The organism is Streptomyces katrae (genome assembly GCF_002028425.1).
In the GTDB taxonomy this organism is placed as follows: Bacteria; Actinomycetota; Actinomycetes; order Streptomycetales; family Streptomycetaceae; genus Streptomyces; species Streptomyces katrae_A.
In genome coordinates this window covers 3,682,714-3,706,887 of the sequence record NZ_CP020042.1, presented here as the reverse complement: position 1 = coordinate 3,706,887, position 24,174 = coordinate 3,682,714, and the positions used below count along the sequence as shown (strand labels likewise).

Annotated in this window: 22 protein-coding genes and 1 pseudogene; 18 read left to right on the top strand and 5 right to left on the bottom strand. The window is 72.8% G+C overall.

What is annotated here, in order from left to right; all coding sequences use genetic code 11:
- Nucleotides 1-95 precede the first annotated feature (95 nt).
- The 8 genes from B4U46_RS16705 (at nt 96) to B4U46_RS16670 (ending at nt 9,258) form a co-directional block, all read left to right on the top strand.
- A complete protein-coding gene (locus B4U46_RS16705; protein WP_237292931.1) occupies nt 96-1,736 on the top strand; it encodes a polyamine aminopropyltransferase in 1,641 nt (546 codons plus the stop codon).
- Nucleotides 1,737-1,795: 59 nt separating this feature from the next.
- Nucleotides 1,796-2,644 (top strand): SRPBCC family protein, encoded by an 849-nt coding sequence (locus tag B4U46_RS16700; protein ID WP_079428289.1) that lies wholly within the window; start codon nt 1,796-1,798, stop codon nt 2,642-2,644.
- 91 nt (nt 2,645-2,735) lie between these two features.
- Nucleotides 2,736-3,524 (top strand): aldose epimerase, encoded by a 789-nt coding sequence (locus B4U46_RS16695; RefSeq protein WP_079428288.1) that lies wholly within the window; start codon nt 2,736-2,738, stop codon nt 3,522-3,524.
- A gap of 21 nt (nt 3,525-3,545) precedes the next feature.
- Nucleotides 3,546-4,085 carry an orotate phosphoribosyltransferase gene (gene pyrE, locus B4U46_RS16690; RefSeq protein ID WP_079428287.1) on the top strand — a complete coding sequence of 180 codons (540 nt, stop codon included), beginning with the start codon at nt 3,546-3,548 and terminating at the stop codon, nt 4,083-4,085.
- 314 nt (nt 4,086-4,399) lie between these two features.
- The gene (gene fbaA, locus B4U46_RS16685) at nt 4,400-5,422 is read left to right on the top strand and encodes a class II fructose-bisphosphate aldolase (RefSeq protein ID WP_079428286.1); all 1,023 of its coding nucleotides are present in this window, start codon (nt 4,400-4,402) and stop codon (nt 5,420-5,422) included.
- A gap of 188 nt (nt 5,423-5,610) precedes the next feature.
- Nucleotides 5,611-6,339 (top strand): ScbR family autoregulator-binding transcription factor, encoded by a 729-nt coding sequence (locus tag B4U46_RS16680; RefSeq protein WP_167747592.1) that lies wholly within the window; start codon nt 5,611-5,613, stop codon nt 6,337-6,339.
- 80 nt (nt 6,340-6,419) lie between these two features.
- Nucleotides 6,420-7,127: an AfsR/SARP family transcriptional regulator gene (locus B4U46_RS36585; protein ID WP_159402097.1), complete on the top strand. Its 708-nt coding sequence runs from the start codon at nt 6,420-6,422 to the stop codon at nt 7,125-7,127.
- A 175-nt stretch (nt 7,128-7,302) separates the two neighbouring features.
- Nucleotides 7,303-9,258 (top strand): helix-turn-helix domain-containing protein, encoded by a 1,956-nt coding sequence (locus B4U46_RS16670; protein ID WP_079428285.1) that lies wholly within the window; start codon nt 7,303-7,305, stop codon nt 9,256-9,258.
- Here B4U46_RS16670 and B4U46_RS16665 read toward each other — a convergent pair.
- Nucleotides 9,231-10,514: a transposase gene (locus tag B4U46_RS16665; protein ID WP_237292928.1), complete on the bottom strand. Its 1,284-nt coding sequence runs from the start codon at nt 10,512-10,514 to the stop codon at nt 9,231-9,233. The two genes, B4U46_RS16670 and B4U46_RS16665, sit on opposite strands and share 28 nt — an antisense overlap.
- A gap of 236 nt (nt 10,515-10,750) precedes the next feature.
- Here B4U46_RS16665 and B4U46_RS16660 point away from each other — a divergent pair.
- The 5 genes and pseudogenes from B4U46_RS16660 to B4U46_RS16640 form a co-directional block, all read left to right on the top strand.
- Nucleotides 10,751-11,818, top strand: a pseudogene (locus B4U46_RS16660) (CE1758 family FMN-dependent luciferase-like monooxygenase); the annotation flags it as partial.
- A gap of 244 nt (nt 11,819-12,062) precedes the next feature.
- A complete protein-coding gene (locus B4U46_RS16655; RefSeq protein WP_079428282.1) occupies nt 12,063-12,476 on the top strand; it encodes a DUF3151 domain-containing protein in 414 nt (137 codons plus the stop codon).
- A 129-nt stretch (nt 12,477-12,605) separates the two neighbouring features.
- Complete coding sequence (locus B4U46_RS16650; protein WP_079428280.1) at nt 12,606-13,454, top strand: tryptophan 2,3-dioxygenase family protein; 849 nt, start codon at nt 12,606-12,608, stop codon at nt 13,452-13,454.
- A complete protein-coding gene (gene kynU / locus B4U46_RS16645; protein ID WP_079428278.1) occupies nt 13,447-14,649 on the top strand; it encodes a kynureninase in 1,203 nt (400 codons plus the stop codon). Before B4U46_RS16650 ends, kynU begins: the two co-directional genes overlap by 8 nt.
- Before the next feature lie 171 nt (nt 14,650-14,820).
- The gene (locus B4U46_RS16640) at nt 14,821-15,696 is read left to right on the top strand and encodes an alpha/beta hydrolase (protein WP_079428276.1); all 876 of its coding nucleotides are present in this window, start codon (nt 14,821-14,823) and stop codon (nt 15,694-15,696) included.
- Here the strand turns inward: B4U46_RS16640 and B4U46_RS16635 are convergent.
- Nucleotides 15,621-16,097 (bottom strand): hypothetical protein, encoded by a 477-nt coding sequence (locus B4U46_RS16635; protein WP_237292926.1) that lies wholly within the window; start codon nt 16,095-16,097, stop codon nt 15,621-15,623. The two genes, B4U46_RS16640 and B4U46_RS16635, sit on opposite strands and share 76 nt — an antisense overlap.
- Before the next feature lie 126 nt (nt 16,098-16,223).
- Here B4U46_RS16635 and B4U46_RS16630 point away from each other — a divergent pair, with 126 nt between their 5' ends.
- The 3 genes from B4U46_RS16630 (at nt 16,224) to B4U46_RS16620 (ending at nt 17,772) form a co-directional block, all read left to right on the top strand.
- Entirely contained in the window at nt 16,224-17,081 is an 858-nt protein-coding gene (locus tag B4U46_RS16630; RefSeq protein WP_237292923.1) for a helix-turn-helix domain-containing protein, read from the top strand.
- A complete protein-coding gene (locus B4U46_RS16625; RefSeq protein WP_079428272.1) occupies nt 17,078-17,323 on the top strand; it encodes a DUF397 domain-containing protein in 246 nt (81 codons plus the stop codon). The genes B4U46_RS16630 and B4U46_RS16625 overlap by 4 nt, the downstream gene beginning before the upstream one ends.
- An 80-nt stretch (nt 17,324-17,403) precedes the next feature.
- Nucleotides 17,404-17,772, top strand: a complete 369-nt coding sequence (locus B4U46_RS16620) for a hypothetical protein (protein ID WP_237292921.1) — start codon at nt 17,404-17,406, stop codon at nt 17,770-17,772.
- A gap of 1,477 nt (nt 17,773-19,249) precedes the next feature.
- On the opposite strand, the gene B4U46_RS16605 is transcribed toward B4U46_RS16620, so the two are convergent.
- Both B4U46_RS16605 and B4U46_RS16600 read right to left on the bottom strand, forming a co-directional pair.
- Nucleotides 19,250-19,756 (bottom strand): carboxymuconolactone decarboxylase family protein, encoded by a 507-nt coding sequence (locus B4U46_RS16605; RefSeq protein WP_107438274.1) that lies wholly within the window; start codon nt 19,754-19,756, stop codon nt 19,250-19,252.
- Nucleotides 19,757-19,857: 101 nt separating this feature from the next.
- A complete protein-coding gene (locus tag B4U46_RS16600) occupies nt 19,858-20,619 on the bottom strand; it encodes a GbsR/MarR family transcriptional regulator (protein WP_079431805.1) in 762 nt (253 codons plus the stop codon).
- A gap of 226 nt (nt 20,620-20,845) precedes the next feature.
- Here B4U46_RS16600 and B4U46_RS16595 point away from each other — a divergent pair, with 226 nt between their 5' ends.
- Complete coding sequence (locus tag B4U46_RS16595; RefSeq protein WP_079428270.1) at nt 20,846-21,517, top strand: DUF4097 family beta strand repeat-containing protein; 672 nt, start codon at nt 20,846-20,848, stop codon at nt 21,515-21,517.
- 107 nt (nt 21,518-21,624) lie between these two features.
- Complete coding sequence (locus tag B4U46_RS16590) at nt 21,625-22,695, top strand: serine hydrolase domain-containing protein (protein ID WP_079428268.1); 1,071 nt, start codon at nt 21,625-21,627, stop codon at nt 22,693-22,695.
- Between the two features lie 95 nt (nt 22,696-22,790).
- On the opposite strand, the gene B4U46_RS16585 is transcribed toward B4U46_RS16590, so the two are convergent.
- On the bottom strand, nt 22,791-24,074 hold the full coding sequence (locus B4U46_RS16585) for an adenylosuccinate synthase (RefSeq protein WP_045945791.1): 1,284 nt from the start codon (nt 24,072-24,074) through the stop codon (nt 22,791-22,793).
- Nucleotides 24,075-24,174 lie beyond the last annotated feature (100 nt).

The following is a 24,174-nucleotide window of genomic DNA, read 5'->3' as shown; positions in this document are numbered from 1 at the left end:
TTGTGTACGCATTAGGCCAACTGGCGGGATCAATGGGGCACTTGCACCCATGTGGGTGACAGGGTGTCCGTGGGTGGTGACGTACGGTTCGCTGCATGATCGACCGTTCCGCCCCCCGCGGGGTGCTCCCGGCGGCGGAGCCGCGGGGCGTGCAGACCGTTCCGGCCGCCCTGCCCGTACAGCCCCGGACCGGCCGACTCCTCGTCCTGGCCACGGTGTTCGTCTGTGCCGCCTGCGGACTCGTGTACGAGCTGGAGCTGCTCGCCCTCGGCTCGTACCTCATCGGGGACTCCGTCACCCAGGCGTCCGTCGTGCTGTCCGTCATGGTCTTCGCGATGGGCGTCGGTTCCCTCCTCGCCAAACGGCTCCGCACCCACCCCGCCGTCGGCTTCGCCGCCATCGAGGCCGGGCTCGCCCTGCTGGGCGGGTTCTCCGCCATGGCCCTCTACGCGAGCTTCGCCTGGCTGGGCGAGTCCCGGCCCGCGCTCGTCGCGTTCTCCTTCGCCATCGGGGTGCTCATCGGCGCCGAGATCCCGCTGCTGATGGTCCTCATCCAGCGCATCCGCAGACAGGACGCCGGCGGGGCCGTCGCCGACCTGTTCGCCGCCGACTACGTGGGGGCCCTGGTCGGCGGACTCGCCTTCCCCTTCCTGCTGCTGCCCGTCCTCGGCCAGCTCACCGGGGCGATGCTCACCGGCACCGTCAACGCCGTGGTCGGCGGCGGCCTGGTCCTGTGGCTGTTCCGCCGCGACCTCAGCCGGCGCTGCCGCTGGCTGATCCTCGCCGTCAACGCCGCGGTGCTGGCCGGTCTGGCCTGCGCGACCCTGCTCGCCGACGACTTCGAGCGCGTCGCGCGCACCGCCGTCTACGGCGAGGAGGTGCGCGTCGCGGTGCAGACCGGGGTGCAGGAGCTGGTGCTGACCGGCCCCTCCACCGGCTCCCCACGCTCCCTCGACCTCTACCTCGACGGGCGGCTGCGGGTCAGCGGCTACGACGAGTACCGCTACCACGAGGCCCTGGTGCACCCCGCGATGACCGGTCCGCACGCCCGGGTCCTGGTCCTCGGCGGCGGCGACGGGCTCGCCGCCCGTGAGGTCCTGCGCTACCCGGACGTCGTGTCCGTCACCGTCGTCGAGCTCGACCCGGGGGTGGTCCAGCTCGCCCGCACCGACCCGATGCTCTGCGCCCTCAACGGCCGGGCCTACGAGGACCCGCGCCTGGACGTGGTCTCCCAGGACGCCTTCCGCTGGCTGCGCGGACCCGCCGCCCGCGCCCGGTTCGACGTGATCGTCTCCGACCTCCCCGACCCGGGCATCACCCCGAGCACCAAGCTGTACTCGCAGGAGTTCTACGGGCTGGCCGCGCGGGCCCTGAACCCGGGCGGCCGCATCGCCGTCCACGCGGGACCGCTGAGCACGAGACCCCGTACCTACTGGACCGTCGAGTCCACCCTGCGCGCCGCCGGCCTGCGCACCACCCCCTACAGCGCGGGCGGCCGCCTCTCCGGCTTCGCCGCGGGGCCCGACCGCACCCTCGGCGCCGCCGACGCCCCGCCGCAGGACTGGGGCTTCGTCCTCGCCGCCCGGGACCGGGTCCCCGAGCTGCGGGTGGACCGCGACACGCCCGCCCTGCGCGCGGTGTCCACCCGCGGCCTCCAGGACGCCGCCCGCGACGCGGCCCGCCTCCGGCTGTCCGGCCTGCCGCCCTCCACGCTCCCGCACCCGCGCTACTCCTAAGACCACGGGCCCCGTCGCGTCCGTGTGCAGGGGCGGCTCTCGTCGGTAGGCTCGACCGCATGGAGCATCAGGTGTTCGTACCGGTACCGGCAGACGATCTGCGCGCCGTGCTGCGCGACCCCGCCCGGGTGGCCCGCTGCGTGCCCGGACTCCAGCAGGACGCCGACGCCGACGCGGCCGCCGGGGCCGTGACCGGGCGGCTCAGGCTGCGCGTCGGCTCCAGCACCGTCACCTACCGGGGGACGCTGGCGCTCGCCGAGCGGGACCCGGAGCACTTCACCGCGGACTGCGAGGGCGCCGAGGTGCGCGGCCACGGCACCGTCAAGCTGTCCGCCGTGCTGCGGCTGATCCCCCACGACGGTGGGACCCGGCTGGAGTTCACCGGGGAGGCCGGCGCCGACGGACGCACCGCCGCCTTCGACCCGGAAGCCCTGACCACCGCCGTCCGGCGGCTGCTCGACCGGCTCTGCGCCAACCTGGCCGAGGAGGCCGGCCCCCGGGAGCCCGGGGTGCAGGGGGAGCCCGGGACCGGTGCGTCCTCCGTGTTCGACGCCGAGGTGCCGCCGCCGTCCCTCGACCCCTTCCTGGACGAGGGCTTCCCCGACCTGCCCGACTTCGCCGGGCTGCCCGAGCTGGGCGAACTCCCGCAGACCGCCGGGCCCGGGGACGCCGCCGACGACCCCACCGCACCCCCTCACCCGCCGGCCGAGGCCGCCCACGCCCGCCGCACGATGATCGGCCGCAGCGCGGAGGAGGTCGACCACGCACCCCCGCGCGGCCGTTACGCCCCCGTCCCGGCCCCCTCCTCCGGCGGGAGCTCCCCCGCCCTGCGCTGGATCGCCCCGGCCGCGGCCCTGGCCCTGGCCTCGGCGGTGGTCGTGGGACGGGCCCTGCGCCGACGTCGCTGAACGGCAGCCGGGGCACTGCCGAGTCACCACTGAACCGTCGCCGAGCCGCCGTTGAGCGGCAGCCGACCCCGATCGCCGTAGGGTCGGCCGTATGAGTACGCAACTGAGCTCCGGCGGCGCCGACATCACCATCGACCAGGAGAACGGCTGCCGCATCGCCGGCCTGCGCGTCGACGGCATCGAGCTGCTGCGCCAGGGCCCGCGCTACGGGGCCTTCCCGATGGTCCCCTGGTGCGGCCGCACCGCGAACGGGGAGTTCCGCGACGGCGGCACCGTCCACCGGATGCCCCTCAACCACCCCCCGCACGCCATCCACGGCCTGGGCCGCGACCTGCCCTGGCGGACCGCCTCCGTGACCGGCACCGGGGCGGCCTTCTACTTCGACCTCGCCGACCCCTGGCCCTACGCCGGCCGGGTGACGCAGACCTTCGAGCTGGGCGGGGACTCCCTCAAGATCAGCATGGGTGTGGAGACGTACCAGGACTCCTTCCCGGCGCAGGCGGGCTGGCACCCCTGGTTCAACCGCACCCTGACGGACGGGGGTGCCGAGGCGCAGATCGCCTTCGAGCCGGCCTGGCAGGAGGAGCGCGGTGCGGACCACCTGCCGACCGGCCGCCGGATCGACCCCGCGCCCGGCCCCTGGGACGACTGCTTCGGGATGCCCTACGGGGTCGACGTCACCCTCACCTGGCCGGGGGAGCTGGAGCTGAAGGTCACCAGCCCGGCCGAATGGGTGGTCGTGTACGACGAGCAGCCCGAGGCCGTCTGCGTCGAGCCGCAGTCCGGTCCGCCGAACGGACTGAACACCCTCCCGCGCCTGGTCACCCCGGTGGACCCGCTGGAGGTCTCCACGACCTGGACCTGGCGCCGCCTCGGCTAGAGCCCCCTTAAGCTCGACGGCATGACTGACGTACGCGATGCGCTTCTGCAGCAGATCAAGGACAAGGCCGTCGTGCACGGCAAGGTGACCCTCTCCTCCGGCAAGGAGGCCGACTACTACATCGACCTCCGCCGCATCACCCTCGACGGCGAGGCCGCCCCGCTGGTCGGTCAGGTCATGCTCGACCTGACCGCCGACCTCGAATTCGACTGCGTCGGCGGCCTGACCCTGGGCGCCGACCCGGTCGCCACCTCGATGCTGCACGCCTCCGCCGCGCGCGGGCAGCGCCTGGACGCCTTCGTCGTCCGCAAGGCGCAGAAGGCGCACGGCATGCAGCGCCGCATCGAGGGCACCGACGTCAAGGGCAAGCGCTGCCTGGTCGTCGAGGACACCTCCACCACCGGCGGCTCCCCGCTGACCGCCGTCGAGGCGGTCCGCGAGGCCGGCGGTGAGGTCGTCGCCGTCGCCACCATCGTGGACCGCGGCGCGGCCGAGGCCATCGCCGGAGCGGGCCTGCCGTACCTCACCGGCTACCAGCTCGGCGACCTGGGCCTGGCCTGACCCTCCCCGGCGGCCCCTGCGCGGCCCGGGCCGTCTCGGAGTGTGGTCGCGAAGGGGTGGTGAGGGGGTCTCGGAGCGGGCCCGCCGCAACGGGTGACGAAGGTCCCCGGAAGCTCTCGCTCCACTCCTGACCTGCACCTTTTCGGAAGGGCGGGGTGTTTCACGTGAAACACCCCGCCCTTCTCGCCGTGCGAGGGCCGTCACGCGGGGTGGAGTGTCGCGCCGAGTCTGGAAAGATAGGCGCGACGTCTGACGTCGCCCCCAGGTCAGGGCCCGCAATAAGCACACTCCCCGCACATCCAAGGAGCGGACAGATGCCCATCGCAACCCCCGAGGTCTACAACGAGATGCTCGACCGGGCGAAGGCAGGCAAGTTCGCCTACCCGGCGATCAACGTGACCTCGACCCAGACCCTGCACGCTGCGCTGCGCGGCTTCGCGGAGGCCGAGAGCGACGGCATCATCCAGATCTCCACCGGCGGTGCCGAGTTCCTGGGTGGCCAGTACAACAAGGACATGGTCACCGGCGCGGTCGCCCTGGCCGAGTTCGCGCACGTCGTGGCCGCCAAGTACGACATCACGGTCGCCCTGCACACCGACCACTGCCCCAAGGACAAGCTGGACGGCTACGTCCGCCCGCTGCTCGACATCTCCGCCGAGCGCGTGGCCAAGGGCCTGAACCCGCTCTTCCAGTCGCACATGTGGGACGGCTCCGCCGAGACCCTGGCCGACAACCTGGCCATCGGCCAGGAGCTGCTCGCCAAGGCCGCCGCCGCGAAGATCATCCTCGAGGTCGAGATCACCCCGACCGGCGGCGAGGAGGACGGCGTCAGCCACGAGATCAACGACGAGCTGTACACCACCGTCGAGGACGCCATCCGCACCGCCGAGGCCCTGGGCCTGGGCGAGAAGGGCCGTTACCTGCTGGCCGCCTCCTTCGGCAACGTCCACGGCGTCTACAAGCCGGGCAACGTCGTGCTCCGCCCCGAGCTGCTCAAGGACCTCCAGCAGGGCGTCGGCGAGAAGTACGGCAAGAGCAGCCCGTTCGACTTCGTCTTCCACGGCGGCTCCGGCTCCACCGAGCAGGAGATCGCCACCGCGCTGGAGAACGGCGTCGTGAAGATGAACCTGGACACCGACACCCAGTACGCCTTCACCCGCCCGGTCGCGGACCACATGTTCCGCAACTACGACGGTGTCCTGAAGGTCGACGGCGAGGTCGGCAAGAAGTCCACCTACGACCCGCGCACCTGGGGCAAGCTGGCCGAGGCGAGCATGGCCAAGCGCGTCGTCCAGGCCTGCGGCGACCTGCGCTCCACGGGCACCAAGCTGAAGTAGTCCCCGGCGCCCACCGCGCCCGGGACCCGCAGAGGGGTCCGCCCGTCCGGAAACGGACGGGCGGACCCCTCTTTCGTGTGCGCGAGGTGACAGGGCCGGTGGACGTCCACCCGCGCGATGGTGTGGAATACCGGAAAACGTACCCGTGGGAATGTGAAGCCGGCGGGCCAGGAGAGGCGACGCCACCGATGAAGACCGAGAGACCCCAGGTGAAGCAGGACCGGGCGGTGCGCACCCGCCACGCCATCCTGCAGGCGGCGGCCGTGGTGTTCGAGGAGCACGGCTACGACGCGGCCAAGCTCTCGGACATCGTCAACATCGCCAAGGTCACCAAGGGTGCCCTCTACTTCCACTTCGAGTCGAAGGAAGGCCTGGCCCAGGCCGTCATCGACGCGCAGAACCAGGGCCAGCCGCAGGCCCTGCCCCAGCCGTACAAGGCGCAGGAGTTCGTCGACATCGGCATGGTCTTCTCGCACCGGATGCGGCACGAGGTGCTGATCCGGGCGAGCGCCCGGCTCACGCTGGACCAGACGGGCCGCGACCTCGACCGGGCGACGCCCTACGAGACCTGGATAGAGCTGTGCACCGGCCTGCTCTCCGAGGCCCGCGACCGCGGGGAGCTGCTGCCCGGCGTGGAACCGGTCGTGCCCGCCCGGCTGATCGTCGGCGCGTACGCGGGGCTGAACACCATGTCCCACACCCTCGGCCTCGACCTGGACGCGCAGGTCGCCGAGCTCTACACGCACGTGATGCCGAACGTGGTGGTCCCGGCCGTGGCGATCCGCCTGGACACCGCCCCCGGGCGCGGAGCCCGGGCCCTCCACGGGCCGCTGGGCGCGCACACCTGCCGGGTCGGCTGCGCCGGAGGGGTCGCCCCGGCCGGGGAGTTCGGGGATCAGGACGACCCCGCCGCCTGAACTGCCCCACCAGCCCCGCCCCTTCCCAAAAAGATCCCCCCGGGTATTATTTTTTTGCTCGCCTGCCCAGGGAGAACACTGTGGACATTGAGGTACTCGGCGCACCACGGGTCACCGAGAACGGTGTGCCCATCACCGCCCCCACACCGGAGTCCCGGCACGTCCTGGCGGCCCTCGCGGCCTGCCCCGACCGGGTCGTCCCGGTCTGCGTGCTCGCCGACGAGCTGACCCGCCACACCTCGCCCGAACACTCGCGCGCCGTCCTGCACACCGCCGTACGCCGGCTGCGCGAGCGGTTCGCGGAGGCCCTGGGGGCCGGCTCGGTGCGTACCCCCGAGAGCGTCCTGGCCGCGCGTCCCGGCGGATACCTCCTCGACACCGGCGGCGGCCGCTGCGACGTCCGCGAGTTCGAACGCGAGGCCGGCGCCGGCTACCGGGCCATGGGCCGGGGGGACTTCGCCCAGGCCGCCTCCCGGCTGCGCCGCGCCCTCGACCTGTGGACCGGCCCCGCACTCGACGGCATCGACGCCGGGACCTGGCTGCGCGGCCGCACCGCCTCCCTCGACGCCGACCGGCTGTCCGTACTCGGCCAGTGGGTCGAAGCCGAGCTCGCCCTCGGTCACCACCGCGAACTGCTCCTGGAACTCGCGGGCCTGCGCGGTGCCGAGGGCCGCCACCACGACGGCACCTACCTCGCCGCCCTGCGCCGGGCCGAGACCCGCGTGGCCGCCCTGCGCGCCGCCCTCCCCGGCCCCGGCCTCACCCTGGCGGGCGCGGTACGCCGCTGACGGGGCGCGGAGCCCACGGCCCGGCCGGAGGCGACTCCCCGGCCGGAGCCCGCGTACCGCCAGGCCGGAGCCCACCGCCCGGCCAGCCTTTGACCCCTGCTTGACCCTTCGCCGCCCGGAACCTAGGTTCGGGACGGGAAGCGGGGAAAACAGCTGGTCGGAGGGGGTCGGCAGGATGCGCGGGGACGAGGCGGGCGCACTGGCCGTACTGGAACTGCTCGCGGCGGACGCCCCGCCGGGCCGGTACGAGGCGCTCCTCACCGACGCCCGCGCGGCCGGCGCCGACGACGCCACCCTCGACGGGCTCATCCGCGCCCTGGAACTGGCCCGCTCGGTCCAGGCCCGCGCCAGCCGCAGCCGGCAGCGCGAAGCCGCCCTCACCGCGCTCGTCGACACCGCGCACGACCTGACCTCCCCCTACGACATCGACGGCCTGCTCCGCCTGATCACCCGACGCGCCCGGCGCCTCCTCGGCTTCGACATGGCCTGGCTGTCCCTGAGCCGCCCCGACGGCACGGCGTACGTACGCACCTCCGAGGGCGAGACCACCGCCTTCAACGTCGGACTCGAACTCGGCACCGGCCGGGGCCTCGGCAGCATCGCCCAGGCCCGCCGCTCCCCGGTGTGGACCGCGGACTACCTCGCCGACCCCGCCATCGCGCACGCCCCCGGCATCGACGCCGTCGTCGAGGCCGAAGGCCTCCACGCGATCATCGCCGTCCCGCTGCGCCGCGGGGACTCCACCCTCGGCGCCCTCTACGGCTCCGACCGCGCCGTACGGCAGTTCAGCCCGGACGAGATCGGCATCATGCTCTCCCTCGCCGACCTGGCCGCCGTCGCCATCGAGAAGGCCCGCCTGCTGGAGCAGACCCGCGACCAGGTCACCGAGCTGGAGGCCTTCGGCTCCCGCACCCACACCGCCCTCACCCGCGTCCGCCACCTGTGGGAGTGCCACGCCCGCCTCGCCGGACTCGTCCTGGACGGCGCCGGCCTGCCCACCCTCGCCCGGGCCACCGCCGACGCGCTGGACGGCGTCCTCCAGGTACGGGACCCGGGCGGACGGCCGCTGACCGCCACCGGGGAACTGCCGGACCTGGACGAGGAGGCCGTCACCAAGGGGGCCCTCCACGCGCTGACCCTCCGGCGCCCCGTCCGGCTGCCCGGCGGCCTGTGGCTGGCCCCCGTCCTCGCCGGAGCCGAGGACCTCGGGGTGCTCCTGCTCAGCCCCTCCGCCCCGCTCGCCGACGAGGACGTACGGCTGCTCCAGCTGGCCGCCCAGTCCGTGGCCTCCCTGATGCTCATCCAGCGGGGCACCGCCGCCGCCGAGGGCCCCGTCCACGACGAACTCCTCGCCGACCTCCTCGACCGGCCGCACTCCGTCGACCCGCACCTGCTGGAACGCACCCGCCGGCTCGGCATCGACCTCGACCGCCCGCACGTGGTGGTCGTCGCCCGCCCGGAGGGCGGCGAACTGGGCAAGGCCGTCGCCTGGGCCTCCTCGTACGCCTACCGGATGGGCGGCCTCAAGGGCGTCCGCCGGGGCTGCATCGTCCTCGTGCTGCCCGGCACCGACGCCTCGGCCGCGGCCCACCGCGCCTCCGGCGAGCTGTCGCCGCTGCTCGGCCACGCGGTGTCCACCGGCGCCGCCGGTCCCACCGCGGCCCCCGGCGACGTGGCCCGTACCTACGCCGAGGCGGTGCGCTGCCTCGACGCGCTGACCGCCCTCGACGGGGTCGGCGGCACCGCCTCCCTGCGGGAACTGGGCTTCCTCGGCCTGCTGCTGTCCGCCGACCACGACGTGGAGGCGTACATCACCGGCACCATCGGCCCCGTCCTGGAGTACGACTCCGGCCGCCCGGCGGAGCTGACCCGCACCCTGGAGGCGTACTTCGCCTCCGGCGCCAGTCCCACCCACGCCGCCGAGGCCCTGCACGTCCACCCCAACACCGTCTCCCGCCGCCTGGAGCGCATCGCCGAACTGCTCGGCCCCGACTGGCAGAAGCCCGGCCGGGCGCTGGAGATCCAGATGGCGCTGCGGCTGCGCAAGACCCGTGCCGTCCTGCACGACCGCCGCACCGCCGCCAACCGCTCGGGCGCCGCCCCCTACGCGGCCCCGTACGAGAGCCCGTAGCCCTCCGTCGCCGTCAGCGCCCGCGCGGCGTGTGCCACCGAGGCCAGCGTCACGTGCCGGTGCCAGCCCGGCAGCGCCCGCCCCGCGAAGTCGCGCAGCCCCGCCTCCTGACCGCTGTGCTCGGCGGCGAACGCCACCCGCCGGCCCTGCTTCGTCAGCCGCAGCAGCGGGCCCACCGGCAGCCGCACCAGGTCCGTCACCCACAGCTGTGACGGGGCGCGCCGCGGATCCGTCCACTCCCCGACCAGCAGCAGGTGGCGGCGGCGGGCCGGCGAGGGGTCGGGCATCATCACCCGCACCGCGACCGCGAGGGTGCTGCGGTGCCGGCCGGGCCCGGCCGCCGGATCGGGGTCGGTCCACTCCACCGGCGTGCTGAGCCCCTTCACCGCCTGCAGGACGTCCCGTGCGCAGCGGGCCCCCGCCCCGTGCCCGGGCAGCGCCGGATCGGTGACGAGCAGGGGGGTGGACGGGCTGATCCGGGCGATGACGGGCAGCCCCGCCTCCGCGAAACGGTTCATCGTGGAGCGCGTCCCGATCTGCCGGATGTCCAGCACCACGGGCCGCACCGGGCTCCCGCTGCGCCGCACCGTGGAGATCACGGCGGCCGCCGCGGCCTCCTCGTAAGCGGCCCGCGCGGCGTGCTCCCCCGACGGCTCCGCCGCGTATCCCTTCGGCCGCCCCGGCTCCCGCCCCCGCCCCCGCTCGGGGTCCTGCTCCGGGTCCGTCTCCGTCTCCGGAAGGAACATCTCCCAGCCCACCGGCGTCGCCAGCGCGGCCGAGGCGAACCAGGTCCCGAACGCCTGCTGCCCCCGGAACATCTGGCCCTGGTGGGGGTCGAACCGGTTGGCCACGCCCACCGAGTGCTCCCCGCCCTTCGGGATGGCCATCGGCTGCGCCACCCACGCCGTCAGCGGGCTCGCGGCCTCCAGGAACCGGGAGAGGTTGGCCCGGATCGGCTGCCAGTCCCAGGTGGAGCTGGAGATGAAGTGGTGCATGCTCTGCTCGGCCGCCCCGCCGCCGACCTGCCCCGCGATCCCGCGCATCGACTTGCGTCCCGGGAGGGCGAGCAGCCCCTGTACGTACCGCCTGCCCTTCTCCCGCTGGTCCTTGCGGCGCAGGGAGGACAGGACGGCGGCGCACAGGTCGTCGGCCGCCTGCCGGGCCGGATCCGGCCGCCCGCTCCCCTCGCCGGCCCCCGCCCCCGCGGATGCCCCCGTGTTCCTCCCCGTGCCCGTGACGGTGTTGCTGCTGCCCATGACCGCTTCCACGACATGCCCCCTCGGCGTGCGTCCACTGCCCCTCTACCGTCCGACGAGGACACCCCGTTGGGGGAGGTGTGCCGGTCACCGCGATCACCCCGGAGGTGGTGGGATCCCCACCACCTCCGCGACTTGACGGACTGTCGGGCCGGAACTGGCCGGATCACCGCAGATCGGGCACGGTCGGGACCCGCGACGGCGGCACGGGGGCGTGGGAAGGCGGGAGCAGCGGCGTGCAGTTCGGCATCTTCTCGGTCGGTGAGCTCGCGCCCGACCCCCGGGCCGGCCGCATGCCGACCGAGCACGAACGCATCCGGGCCATGACCGCCCTCGCCGTCCGCGCGGAGGAGGCCGGCCTCGACGTCTTCGCCACCGGCGAGCACCACAGCCCGCCCTACGTGTGCTCCGCGCCGTCCACCCTGCTCGCGTACGTGGCCGCCCGCACCCGGCGGCTGATCCTCTCCACCGCCACCACCCTGATCACCACCAACGACCCGGTGCGCGTCGCCGAGGAGTACGCGCTGCTCCAGCACCTGGCGGGCGGCCGGCTCGACCTGATCGCCGGCCGCGGCAACACCCCCGACGTCTACCCGTGGTTCGGCCAGGACCTGCGCGAGGCCCTGGCCCTCGCCCGCGAGAACTACGCCCTGCTGCACCGCCTCTGGCGCGAGACCGACGTCGACTGGCGGGGCCGCTCCCGCGCCCGCCTGGACGGCTTCACCTCCACGCCCCGCCCGCTGGACGGCGTACCGCCCTTCGTCTGGCACGCGTCGGTGCGCTCCCCGGAGACCGCCGAGCGGGCCGCGTACTACGGCGACGGGTTCTTCGCCGACAACCTCCTCGCCCCCGTCGGGCACTACGCCCGCCTGATCGAGCTCTACCGCACCCGTTACGCCGAGCACGGCCACGGCGCCCCCGAACAGGCCATCGTCGGCCTCGGCGGCCAGCTGTTCGTACGGGCCCGCTCGCAGGACGCGCTGAGCGGGTTCCGTCCCTACTTCGACCGCTCCCCGGCCCGCTCCCGGCACTGGTCCCTGGAGGAGGCGGCGGCACGCACCCCGCTGACCGTGGGCAGCCCCGACGAGGCCATCGAGAAGATCCTCGGTTTCCGGGAGGTCTACGGGCACTACCAGCGCCAGCTGTTCACCGTGGACCACGCCGGGATCCCGCTGGAGACCGCGCTGGAGCAGATCGACATCCTGGGCGAGCACATCGTCCCGGTCCTGCGCCGCGAACTGGCCGCCACCCGCCCGCCCACGATCCCCCCGGCCCCCCGCCACCCGGCGACGGAGCCCGGGGCGGCAGCCCACCCGTCGACGGACCCCCGGGCGGCAGCCCACCCGTCGACGGCCCACCGGGCGGCGGACCCCCGGGCGGCAGCCCACCTGTCGACGGTCCGGGCGGCGGCAGACCCCCCACCGCCCTCCGCCCCCGCCACCACCCGGACGGCCGAGCCCGCCCCGGCCGCACCGCCGAAGCAGCTCACCGGGGCGGCCGCCCGGCCGCCCGGCCGCATCGGACACACCGATCCGACACACTGAACGCATGTCGATTCACCAGAACCTGCTCGGGGGCCCCGCCCCCACCCACCTGCCCGACGAGCCCGCGCCTCGCGAGGCCCTCGCCGCCGGCACCGCCCCCGCCGAGGTGGCCGCCGCCCACCCGACCTCCTCCCTCGCCTGGGCCGCCCTCGCCGACGAGGCCTACGCCGCCGGCCGGACCGTCGAGTCCTACGCGTACGCCCGCACCGGCTACCACCGCGGCCTGGACGCCCTGCGCCGCGCCGGCTGGAAGGGCCACGGCCCGGTGCCGTGGGAGCACGAGCCGAACCGCGGCTTCCTGCGCGCCCTGCACGCCCTGGCCCGCGCCGCCGGCGCCATCGGCGAGAAGGACGAGTACGAGCGCTGCTCGACCTTCCTGCGCGACTCCTCCCCGACCGCGGCGGACACGCTCGCGTAACGGCCGGGCCGAGTGCCCTAGAGGCGCCCCGGATCTCCTGTTTATGATGCGATGCAGGGGACCGGGGCTCCACTCACCCAATCGGAAGGAGCGGACCGCTACCCGGAAGCACGTGTCGAGGAGACAGCGATGTCGCACGCCCTTGATGCCTCCGGAGCCGGTTCGGACACCCCGAACCTCGACTTCGCCGGCACCACCCCGTACGAGGACTACGTCCAGGCGGACGTCCTCACCCACCTCCAGCACCCTCGCTCGGACGACCCCGGCGAGATGGTCTTCCTGGTCACCACCCAGGTCATGGAGCTGTGGTTCACCGTCATCGTCCACGAGTGGGAGACCGCCGCCCGTGCCCTGCGCGAGGACGACATCCCGGTCGCGACGGACGCGCTGAAACGATCCCTCCGGGAACTGGAAGCGCTCAACCACTCCTGGCGGCCGATCGCCCACCTCACCCCCGCGCAGTTCAACGCCTACCGCGCGGCCCTCGGCGAGGGTTCCGGTTTCCAGTCCGCGATGTACCGCCGGATGGAGTTCCTCCTCGGCGAGAAGTCCGCGTCCATGCTGGTCCCGCACCGCGGCGCCCCCCGCGTCCACGCCGAGCTGGAGAAGGCCCTCCACGAGCCGAGCCTCTACGACGAGACCCTGCGCCTGCTCGCCCGCCGCGGTCTGCCCGTCCCGCAGTCGGTCCTCGACCGGGACCTCTCCCAGCGCTACGAGCCCTCCGCCGCGGTCGAGGCCGTCTGGACGGACCTCTACGCCGACCCCGCCGGCGCCCACGCCGACCTGCACCGGCTCGGCGAGATCCTCACCGACGTGGCCGAACTGGTCTGGCGCTGGCGCAACGACCACCTGGTCGCCACCCGCCGCGCGATGGGCGCCAAGACCGGCACGGGCGGCTCCGCAGGGGTGACCTGGCTGGAGAAGCGCGCGTCCAAGAACGTCTTCCCCGAGCTCTGGACGGCCCGCAGCCATGTCTGACGCGATGCTCAACGACCTCCAGGCCCGCGCCGCCCGCCTCGACGCCGAGGACCCCCTCGGCAAGCACCGCGAGCGCTTCACCCTTCCCGAGGGCGTGGTCTACCTCGACGGCAACTCCCTCGGCGCCCTCCCCGCGGGCGTCCCCGGCGCGGTGGCCGACGTGGTCGGCCGCCAGTGGGGCGAGCTGCTGATCCGCTCCTGGGACGAGAGCGGCTGGTGGACCGCCCCCGAGCGGATCGGCGACCGCATCGCCCCCCTCGTCGGCGCCGCCCCCGGCCAGGTCACCGTCGGCGACTCCACCAGCGTCAACCTCTTCAAGGCCCTGGTCGGCGCCGCCCGCCTGGCCGCGCCCGGCCGCACCACGATGCTGGTCGACGCCACCACCTTCCCCACCGACGGCTACATCGCCGCCTCCGCCGCCCGGATGACCGGCCTGGACCTCGTCCCGGTCGACCCCTCCGACGCGGCGGGCGCGATGGACGAGCGCACGGCCGTGGTCCTCCTCAACCACGTCGACTACCGCACCGGCCGGCTCCACGACCTGCCCGCCCTCACCGGGGCCGCGCACGCCGCGGGCGCGCTGATCGTCTGGGACCTCTGCCACAGCGCCGGCGCCCTCCCCGTCGGCCTCGACGCGCACGCCGTCGACCTCGCGGTCGGCTGCACGTACAAGTACCTCAACGGCGGCCCCGGCTCCCCGGCGTACCTGTACGTGGCCCAGCGCCACCAGGGCGCCTTCGACTCCCCGCTCCCCGGCTGGAACAGCCACGCCGAGCCCTTCGCGATGACCCCGCAGTACACGCCCGCCCAGGGTGCGGCCCGGGCCCGCGTCGGGACCCCGGACATCCTGTCCATGCTGGCCCTGGAGTCGGCCCTGGACGCCTGGGAGGACGTGGACGTCGAGGCCGTCCGCGCCAAGTCCCTCGCGCTGACCGACTTCTTCCTCGACTGCGTGGCGGCGTACGTCCCGCCGGGCACGGTCGAGGTGGTCACCCCGCAGGAGCACGCCCACCGCGGCAGCCAGGTCTCCCTGCGCACCGACGGCGCCCGCGAGGTGATGGCGGAGCTCATCTCCCGCGGCATCGTGGGCGACTTCCGCGCCCCCGACGTGCTGCGCTTCGGCTTCACCCCGCTCTACGTCGGTTTCGCCGACGCCGAGCGCGCGGCGCGCACGCTGGGTCACATTTTCGGGTGACGCGGTAGCGAAACGTCACACCACCGGGCGGGCGGGGCTGCGGCTCCGCCCGCCTCCGTGCGGACTCGTCCCGACGGCTAGGGGCACGTGGCAGCCTGATACGGTCCCGCTCTGCCGGAACACCGGAACATCTGTCCCCGCTGTCACACGCGTTACCGAGAGGCCGAGCCGATGACGGACCCCGCAGTCGAACGGGACGCCGCCGAGGCCGCCGCGGCCTTCGCGCACCCCCCGGTCGCGCCGGACGCGAGCGCCGCGTACGGGGAACACCCCGACCAGGTCATCGACTTCTACGCCCCGCGCGGGGACTCCGCGGGCACGGCACCGCTCGTCGTCGTCCTGCACGGGGGCGCCTGGCGCGCCCCGTACGACCGCGAGCACATCACCCCGTTCGCCGACTTCCTCGCCCGGCGCGGCTTCGCCGTGGCCAACGTCGAGTACCGGCGCGGGAGTTCCCTGCCCCACCAGGGTTCCGAGGGCCCGGTCGCGGGCCGCTGGCCGGAGACCTTCGACGACGTCGCCGCCGCCATGGACGCCCTGCCCGGCCTCCTCGCGTCCGCCCTCCCGGCCGCCGACCCGCGCAGGACGGTGGTCACGGGCCACTCCGCGGGCGGGCAGCTGGCCCTGTGGGCCGCCGCCCGGCACGTCCTGCCGCCCGGCTCCCCGTGGCGGCTGCCTTCCCCGCCGCAGCTGCGCGGCGTGGTGGCGCTGGCCCCCATCGCGGACTTCGAGGTCGCGGAGAAGCTCGGCGTGTGCGGCGGGGCCTCGGCCCAGCTGCTGGGCGGCCCGGCCCACTGGGACGCCCGCCGCCCGTCGGCGGACCCCGCCTCGCTCCTGCCGACGGGCATCGCGACGACGGTGGTCCAGGGCCGCGAGGACATCGTGGTCCCGCCGGCGGTGGCGGAGTCGTACGCGGCCGCGGCGGCGAAGGCGGGCGAGATCGTGGGCCTGACCCTGGTCGAGGGGGTCGGTCACTTCCCGCTGATCGACCCGGCGGCGGACGCCTGCGCGGTGGTGGCGGAGGAGATCTCGCAGCTGGCCTGGTAGAGCCCGGCGGCACGGTGCAGCAGCAGCGCGTGCACGAACCGGTCCTCGGCCCTCGGCGGACACCGCCAGGCCAGCGGCCAGGCCCCGTCGAGCGCGGGCACGGGGATGTACGTGGTCCGGCGCGGCCCGGCCGTGAGCCGCCGGAACCCGGGGGGCCACATGCGGTACTGGGCGCTGCCGACGGGGATCAGGAAGTAGACGGGCCGGCGCCCGTTGGCCTGCACGACGATGGGGCCGGGGTCACCGCCCGTGAGCGTCACGAGCAGATCGGCGAGGTCCCGTCCCATGTCACCGTCCACGCGTAGGGCGTCAAACTGCACGCCGGCCTTGCGGAACGCGATGCCGGCGGGCGGGAGCCAGGTGGGGGTGGGCGTGAGGGGGCTGTCACTTTCAGTGTTCATGGAACAAGCGTGATGGCTCAGGTCTACCGTTTTCCATAGCCCGGACTTGAAGGCCTGAGAGTCATGGGATTGCGTCGAACTGCGCTTGAGACCGTTTGAGTTCGTTTGAGTTCGGGGGTGTTCGCTATGCCGAAGCCGGAAGGCAGCAGGGGCGGGGGACCGGACGCGGAGGAGGAACGCCCGGCGACACAGCTGATGGCCGAGATCGCCCGAATCCTGCGCCTGGAGAAGGGCCTGACCCAGGAGGCCGTGGGGCGGCTCACCAACTACACGGGGTCGGCGATCAGCGCCATGGAGACGGGCGCCCAGCCGGTCAGCGACAAGATGCTGGAACGCCTGGAGGGGGCCATCGGCGACAACAGGGGCATCTTCGAGGCGGGGCGCAAGTACGTGCTGATGGAGAAGTACCCGGTGCGGTTCCGGGGGTTCTCGCAGATGGAGGCGTCGGCGCACATGATCTCGTCCTACGAGACGATGGTTCTGGACGGACTGTTCCAGACCGAGGCGTATGCGCATGCGCTCATCGCCGGTAGCTACCCACAGGTCTCCCCGGCCAAGGTGCATGAACTGGTGGATGCTCGGCTCGCCCGCAGGGCGCTGTTTGACCGTGACCCGACGGCGATGATCGAACTGATCGTGGAGGAGTCGGTGTTGCGTCGCCCCTTCGGCAGCTGGGACATCATGCGACAGCAGCTGCACTCGTTGGCGGATGACGCCCAGCGCCACAACGTAACGGTCCAGGTCCTACCCCTCGACCGGGGCCTCAAGGGGACTTACGCCGGGGATCGTGGCCCGATGAAACTGGTCGAGACGAAGGACCACGAACACGTGGTCTACATGGAGATCGAGGACGAGAGCATCCTGATCAGCAACCCGGCCAAGGTCTCTCGGCTGATCCAGCGGTATGCGAAGATCCGCGCACAGGCGCTCAGCCCTGACGAATCCCTGGGACTCATCAAGCAGTTGGCGGGAGAACGGAAATGAACACCAGCACCCTGCGGTGGTTCAAGTCGAGCTACAGCGACAGTGGTGGCGGCAACTGCGTCGAAGTGGCCTTCGACTGGCGCAAGTCGAGCTACAGCGACGGCGGCGGCGGTAACTGCGTCGAGGTGGCGGGGTGCCCCCATGCCATCCACGTCCGGGACTCCAAGAACCTCGGCCCCACCCTCACCCTGGCACCCACGGCCTGGGCCGACTTCGCCAACTGGGCGGCCGGACGGGCGTAGTGACGACCTGGGCGCTCCTCATGGAGCAGAACATCCCCAAAGGCCACGGGTTGGCCTGGTCGGTCACTGTCCTGGGACACGTGGACGGGACCAGGGAAGAGGCCCTGACCGCCCTCCGTGCACGGGCGGACGCGTTCGACCCCGCGCTCTTCACCAAGGTGAACCGACGGCGGCTCTACGGCGACGGCGACGGTTTCATGCTGCTCATGGAGGGCCGCTTCGCACGCGCGTGGCACTACCGGTTCAAACTCGCCGAGCTACTCGAGGACAGCGCCCCGCCACCCCCACCGCCGGAGCCGAAGCCGGAACCAAAGCCGAAGCCGAAGCCCGTGGAGCAGCGGAAGCCCCGGAGCCCCCGCCCGCCCAGGCCCCCACAACCACGGGCCGCGCCAAGGGAGGCCGACATCCCCGAGCGCCCCAGCTGGATCGGACGGGACGACCTGGCCTGACCCGCTCGGGCGGTCTCAGAGAGGGGCTGGGGGCTTCCCGTCAGTCCCACTGTCCTTCCGATCCGGGCCGCCCTGTCAAGGGCGCTCCTTCGTCGCGTCGCTTCGCGATCGCCTGCGGCGACCCTTGACAGGGCGTCCCGGACCGAAAAGACAAGGACTGTCGGGAAGCCCCCAGAGGAACGGTCCGGTCCAGAGTCGGACATTCGGCGGGATCAGCGCCCAGGCGGGGAGGTCGGGGGCCGCCTCGCCGGGCATCCGGGCCCTCGGCCCAAGCGCCGGGGCCGGTGCCCGGCCGTCCCGCCGCAGATCGCTACGCGCTCCTCCCGTTTCGGCGTCCGCCGCCCGTCTGGGGTCACTGCCCGCAGCAAAGGACGACAGATTCGGCATCCGCGGCCGGTGGGCGCGGCAAATCGCTACGCGCTGCCGAGATCTCGGCGTCCGGCGGCCGTCTTGGGTCGCTGCCCGCACGCAAGGGCGACGGGTTCGGCATCGGAGCCCGCCAGGCGCGGCAAATCGCTACGCGCTCCTCCCGTCTCAGCGTCCGCTGCCCGTCTGGGGTCGCTGCCTGCACCAAATGCCGATGAGAGGCTCATCCGGGCACCCCAGACGCCCGAGATCGCTACGCGCTCCTGTTTCCTCGGCGTCCGGCGGCCGTCTTGGGCCGGGATGCTCTCCCGGTCGTCTTCTGGTGCGGGCAATAGCCCCCGACGACCGGCAGCCGCCGAGATCCGAGGAGCGCGTAGCGATCTGGCGCGCCCGACGGCCCGGATGCCCATCCGGTCGTCATTTGGTGCGGGTATCAGCCCCAGGCGGCCGCCGGACGCCGGATTTCGAGGAGCGCGTAGCGATCTGGGGCGCCTGCCGGGCCCCGATGCCGATCCCGTCGCCCTTGCGTGCGGGCAGCGACCCAAGACGGCCGCCGGACGCCGAAACGGGAGGAGCGCGTAGCGATTTGTGGCGCCCCCCGGCCCCGGATGCCGAATCTGTCGTCCTTTCCTGCGGGCAGCGGCCGCAGGCGGTCGGCGGACGCTGAGACGAGAGGAGCGCGTAGCGATCTGTCGCGAATCGCGGCCCCGTTTGACTCTCCTGTCGGCCCGGATGCTTGGCGAGGCGGCCCCCGACGACCCCGAAGGGTCGCTGATCCCGCCGTATGTCCAATGAACGTCCGTCCCGTTCCTTTGGGGGTTTCCCGGCAGTCTTCGTTTTTCCGTGGCGGGACGGCCTATCAAGGGTCGCCGTAGGCGATCGCGAAGCGACGCGACGAAGGAGCGCCCTTGACAGGGTGGCCCGACGCGGAAGGACGATGAGACTGACGGGAAAGCCCCAACCCCTCTCTGAGACCGCCCAGCTGGAACCCCGGTCATCCCCGGTACCGGGCCGTTGTCCCGTTCCGTCCCGCTCGGATCCCGCCGTGAGGCGGGTGGGCAAACACCGCCCGGCCCCTACCCCTCGAGGGGGAGATGGCGGCCCCCGCCCCTCAGCCCCACTGCTGCGCGGCCAGCGTTTCCACCGGCTGCGGCTTGCCGATGACGGCCAGGGCGATGAAGAAGTTGATCTGGCCGATCGCGATCGTCAGGGTGGCCAGCGCCTTCTCGTCGTAGTGCTTCGCCACCTCCGCGTACAGCTCGTCCGAGACGCGCTCCTTGCCCGGTGCCGGCGGCTGGAGGGTGGCCTCCACCAAGGCGAGGGCGGCGCGTTCCGCCGGGCTGAAGTACGGGGAGTCCTGCCACGAGGCGACCGAGGTGATCTGTTCCTCGGACACCCCGGCCTTCCGCAGGAAACCCGTGTTCAGGATGGTCAGGTAGGTGTTGTTGACGATCTGCCCCGCACGCAGGTGCACGAGGCTCATCGTGCTGCGGGGGACCGACCGGTTGCCGGTGGCGCGGAAGAGGGCGGCGCCGATGTCGGCCAGTTCCGGCACGAACTCGCCCGGGTTCGGCATGCGGGAGATCGAGGTGGTCGCGGTGGTCGGGTTGTCCGTCATGGCTGCCCGTCTCCTCGGGTGGTGGCCGTCGCCGTGTGCGTCGGCCCTCACCCCACTGACGTGCGGGCGGGCCGTGATGTGACAGCCCGGCGGGAGGAACCTCAGGCCGTCCCGTCCGGATCCTCCGTCTCCGTCTCCGCCTCCGCACCCGCCTCCGGCTTCGTGTGGAGGATCTCGCGGGCCTGTTCCGCCGCTCGGGCGATGCTCTCGGAGACGAAGTCGACGAACCGGGCGATGTTCTCCAGGCGGACGCCCGCCGGGGTCTGGGAGCCGAAGACGCCCACGCCCTGACGCGCGGTCTCGGCGAGGTGGGCGGTGCCCTTGGCGCTGGCGATCATCGACTGGTACCAGACGTCGTTGTCGGCGACGTACCGCTCGCGGCGGCGTTCGTCGCGTTCCCGGCGGACGAGGCCCTGGGTCTCCAGGAAGGCGATCGCCTTGGAGATCGACGCCGGGCTGACCTGGAGCCGCTGGACGAGTTCCGCCGCGGTGAGGCTGCCGGAGTCGCTGGTGTACAGGCAGGTCATCACCCGGGCCATCATCTTGGGCGTGCCCGTCGCGATCAGGACCGTCGTGAAGGTCTCCTCGTACGCGGCCACCGCCTCGGGGTCGCGTCCGTGGGCCAGCGGTGGGGCCTCCGGGCCCCGGGGCGCGGCCTGCTTGCGGCGGTGGGCGCGGTGTTCGGTGGCGCGGTGGGCCAGGTCGGCGCGGTAGGAGGCGGGGCCGCCGTTGCGCATGACCTCGCGGGTGACCGTGGAGGTCGGACGGTCGAGCCGTCTGGCGATCTCGGCGTAGGCGAGTCCGTCGGCCAGTCCCAGCGCGATCTGCTGGCGTTCGGACTGGGTGAGTCTGCCTCCCGGCATTGCGTCCTCCTCGGTGGTGCGCGGTGAGGCGGCCAGCATAGCGTTCAGTTGCAGTCCATTGCAATGATCGGCCAGGTTTCGTTGCGTTAGATTTCGAGCCGATGCAACGATTTCAATGGTGTGATCTGCGAAAATGAGAATCCGACGCAACGACAGTGTTGCCACTCCAACAAACGCAACTTAGCGTTTCTCCTGTCAGAAACAACGCCGAGCGCAGGAGACCACAATGCAGACCTTCGCCACCACCGCCGCCGTCTCGACCGTCCTCGACATCCCCGCCGGACGCATCCGGCTCGTCGCCGCCGACCGCTCCGACGCCACCGTCGAGGTCCGCCCGGCCGACGCGTCCCGGAGCCGGGACGTAAAGGCGGCCGAGGAGACCACGGTCGAGTTCCGCGACGGGGTCCTGCGGATCGCCGCCGCACCCGGCGGCAGCCGGATCATGGGCAACTCCGGCCACGTGGAGGTGACCGTGCAGCTGCCCGCCGGCTCCCACGTCACCGCGACCGTGGCCGCCGCCGAGTTCCGCACCGCCGGGCCGCTCGGCGAGGTCGTCTTCGAGGGCGCGCAGGCGGAGGTCAAGGTCGAGGAGGCCGCCTCCGCGCGGGTGACGGTCCAGGCCGGTGACGTCGTACTGGGCCGGCTGAACGGGCCCGCGGAGATCGGCACCCAGAAGGGCGACATCACCATCGCCGAGGCCGCCAAGGGCGAGCTCACCCTCACCACCCAGCACGGCGCCATCACGGTCGGCGCCGCCCGCGGGGTCAGCGCCACCCTCGACGCCGGAACCGGCTACGGCCGCATCCACAACGCCCTGAACAACACCGACGGCCCCGCGGCCGCCCTCACCATCCGCGCGACCACCTCCTACGGCGACATCACCGCCCGCAGCATCTGACCGGCCTCCCCCCCCCCCCCGCATGGACGGCGGCAGAAGAAGCCTCCGCGACCGCACCTCCCGCCCCGCCTCACCACCTCCCCACCACACCCAAGGAGCGCACCACCATGACCGACGACCACCGCCCCGAGCTCCAGCAGGCCATCCAGGACATCGTCGACTCCGGCTGGGCCGGGATGCAGCTGCGGGTGAACGACCCGCGCGGAGAGTGGGTCGGCACCGCCGGGGTGGCCGAGCCGGGCCGGAGCGCCGCGCCGCCGGCCGACGGGCACTTCCGGATCGGCAGCAACACCAAGGTCTTCACCGCGACCCTCGTGCTCCTCCTGGTGGCCGACGGCCGGCTGGAGCTCGACGGCCCGGTCGCCGACCACCTCCCGGAGTACGGCCTGGACCCGCGGATCACCCTGCGGATGGTCCTCCAGCACACCAGCGGGCTGTTCAACTTCACCGGCGAGTACTACGAGGACGGGACGACCGCCCCGGGCATTGCCTGGGAAGGCCGGGAATGGGTGGACAACCTGCTGCGCACCTACCGGCCCGAGGAACTGGTCCGGCTGGCCCTGTCCAAGCCCGCGCGGTTCGAGCCGGGGGCGGACTGGAGCTACTCCAACACCAACTACGTCCTGCTCCGCCTGCTGGTCGAGAAGGTCACCGGCCGCCCGTACGCCGAGGAGATGCGGCGCCGGATCCTCACCCCGCTGGGCCTGACGGGCACCGTGGCGCCGGAGGACTCGCCGGAGATCCCCGAGCCGCACGCCCACGCGATGTACACCTACCAGGACGGGGAGGAGTGGAAGACGCTCGACGTCACCCGCTCGAACCCCTCCTGGATCTCCGCCGCCGGTGACATGATCTCGACCACCCGCGACCTGCACGTCTTCTTCTCCGCCCTCATGGGCGGCCGGATCCTCCCGGCCGGACTGCTGGAGGAGATGCGCACGCCGCACCCCAAGCTGGGCTACGGCCTCGGGCTGTTCGTGCAGCAGACGGAGGACGGCCGCACCGTCTACACCCACAACGGCGGCATGTGGGGCTGGGGCGCGCTGATGTTCAGCTCGCCCGACGGCGCCACCACCTTCACCGCCTCGCTGACCTGCGGGGACGCCCGGCTCGACATGATGCGGGTGGGGGAGCTGTTCGGGGAGGCCCAGAAGCGGCTCGTCGCCGAGGTGTTCTGAGCAGGGAGGGGCCGGGGTACGACGGAGGGGCGGGGCACGCATCGCGTGCCCCGCCCCTCAGCGCCGTACCGCCGTATGCCGTACCGCCGTCCTGCTTACAGGAACGAGTTGATCTCGATCGTCTCGGTGCGGCCGGGGCCGACGCCGATCGCGGAGATCGGGGCGCCCGACATCTCCTCCAGCGCCTTCACGTAGTTCTGCGCGTTCTTCGGCAGGTCGGCGAAGGTCTTGGCCTTGGTGATGTCCTCGGACCAGCCCGGCAGGGTTTCGTAGATCGGCTTCGCGTGGTGGAAGTCGGTCTGCGAGTAGGGCAGCTCCTCGACGCGCTTGCCGTCGATCTCGTACGCGACGCAGACCGGGATCTCCTCCCAGCCGGTCAGCACGTCGAGCTTGGTGAGGAAGAAGTCCGTCAGGCCGTTGACGCGGGTGGCGTAGCGGGCGATCGGGGCGTCGAACCAGCCGCAGCGGCGGTCGCGGCCGGTGGTCACGCCGCGCTCGCCGCCGATGCGGCGCAGCGCCTCGCCGTCCTCGTCGAACAGCTCGGTCGGGAACGGACCGGCGCCGACGCGCGTGGTGTAGGCCTTGAGGATGCCGATGACGCGGCTGATCTTCGTCGGGCCCACGCCGGTGCCGGTGCAGGCGCCGCCGGCGGTCGGGTTCGAGGAGGTGACGAAGGGGTACGTGCCGTGGTCGACGTCGAGCAGGGTGCCCTGGCCGCCCTCGAAGAGCACGACCTTGTCCTCGTCCAGCGCGTTGTTGAGGATCAGGGTGGTGTCGGCGACGTACGGCTTGATCTGCTCCGCGTACTGGAGCATCTCCTCGACGATCGCGTCGACCTCGATGGCGCGGCGGTTGTAGAGCTTGGCGAGCAGCTGGTTCTTGTTCTCCAGCGCCGCCTCGACCTTCTGGCTGAGGATCGACTCGTCGTACAGGTCCTGGACGCGGATGCCGACGCGGTTGATCTTGTCCGCGTAGGTCGGGCCGATGCCGCGGCCGGTCGTACCGATCTTGCGCTTGCCGAGGAAGCGCTCGCCGACCTTGTCGAGGGTGACGTTGTACGGCGTGATGAGGTGCGCGTTGCCGCTGATGAGCAGCTTGGAGGTGTCGATGCCGCGCTCGTTCAGGCCGCGCAGCTCGGAGAGCAGGACGGCCGGGTCGACGACGACACCGTTGCCGATGACCGGCGTGCATCCGGGGGAGAGGATGCCGGAGGGGAGGAGGTGCAGCGCGTACTTCTGGTCACCTACGACCACCGTGTGGCCGGCGTTGTTGCCGCCCTGGTAGCGCACCACATAGTCGACGGAACCACCGAGCAGGTCGGTGGCCTTTCCCTTGCCCTCGTCACCCCACTGAGCTCCGAGCAGCACAAGAGCGGGCACAGGCGTACACCTCTTCCGGATGGGGCATGTCCAAGGTCAGGGGGCGTACGACGATGTACACCGCAGGCTGAGCCGTCGGACCGGTGCCCCGGAATAGACG

Coding starts and splice junctions, on each gene's coding strand:
- B4U46_RS16655 (WP_079428282.1), top strand. CDS start 12,063: ATGTCGATTCACCAGAACCTGCTCGGGGGCCCCGCCCCCACCCACCTG.
- B4U46_RS16670 (WP_079428285.1), top strand. CDS start 7,303: ATGCGCGGGGACGAGGCGGGCGCACTGGCCGTACTGGAACTGCTCGCG.
- B4U46_RS16650 (WP_079428280.1), top strand. CDS start 12,606: ATGTCGCACGCCCTTGATGCCTCCGGAGCCGGTTCGGACACCCCGAAC.
- B4U46_RS16640 (WP_079428276.1), top strand. CDS start 14,821: ATGACGGACCCCGCAGTCGAACGGGACGCCGCCGAGGCCGCCGCGGCC.
- B4U46_RS16590 (WP_079428268.1), top strand. CDS start 21,625: ATGACCGACGACCACCGCCCCGAGCTCCAGCAGGCCATCCAGGACATC.
- B4U46_RS16605 (WP_107438274.1), bottom strand. CDS start 19,756: ATGACGGACAACCCGACCACCGCGACCACCTCGATCTCCCGCATGCCG.
- B4U46_RS16695 (WP_079428288.1), top strand. CDS start 2,736: ATGAGTACGCAACTGAGCTCCGGCGGCGCCGACATCACCATCGACCAG.
- pyrE (WP_079428287.1), top strand. CDS start 3,546: ATGACTGACGTACGCGATGCGCTTCTGCAGCAGATCAAGGACAAGGCC.
- B4U46_RS16595 (WP_079428270.1), top strand. CDS start 20,846: ATGCAGACCTTCGCCACCACCGCCGCCGTCTCGACCGTCCTCGACATC.
- B4U46_RS16630 (WP_237292923.1), top strand. CDS start 16,224: ATGCCGAAGCCGGAAGGCAGCAGGGGCGGGGGACCGGACGCGGAGGAG.
- B4U46_RS16665 (WP_237292928.1), bottom strand. CDS start 10,514: ATGGGCAGCAGCAACACCGTCACGGGCACGGGGAGGAACACGGGGGCA.
- kynU (WP_079428278.1), top strand. CDS start 13,447: ATGTCTGACGCGATGCTCAACGACCTCCAGGCCCGCGCCGCCCGCCTC.
- B4U46_RS16705 (WP_237292931.1), top strand. CDS start 96: ATGATCGACCGTTCCGCCCCCCGCGGGGTGCTCCCGGCGGCGGAGCCG.
- B4U46_RS16680 (WP_167747592.1), top strand. CDS start 5,611: ATGAAGACCGAGAGACCCCAGGTGAAGCAGGACCGGGCGGTGCGCACC.
- B4U46_RS16625 (WP_079428272.1), top strand. CDS start 17,078: ATGAACACCAGCACCCTGCGGTGGTTCAAGTCGAGCTACAGCGACAGT.
- B4U46_RS16635 (WP_237292926.1), bottom strand. CDS start 16,097: ATGAACACTGAAAGTGACAGCCCCCTCACGCCCACCCCCACCTGGCTC.
- B4U46_RS16700 (WP_079428289.1), top strand. CDS start 1,796: ATGGAGCATCAGGTGTTCGTACCGGTACCGGCAGACGATCTGCGCGCC.
- B4U46_RS16600 (WP_079431805.1), bottom strand. CDS start 20,619: ATGCCGGGAGGCAGACTCACCCAGTCCGAACGCCAGCAGATCGCGCTG.
- fbaA (WP_079428286.1), top strand. CDS start 4,400: ATGCCCATCGCAACCCCCGAGGTCTACAACGAGATGCTCGACCGGGCG.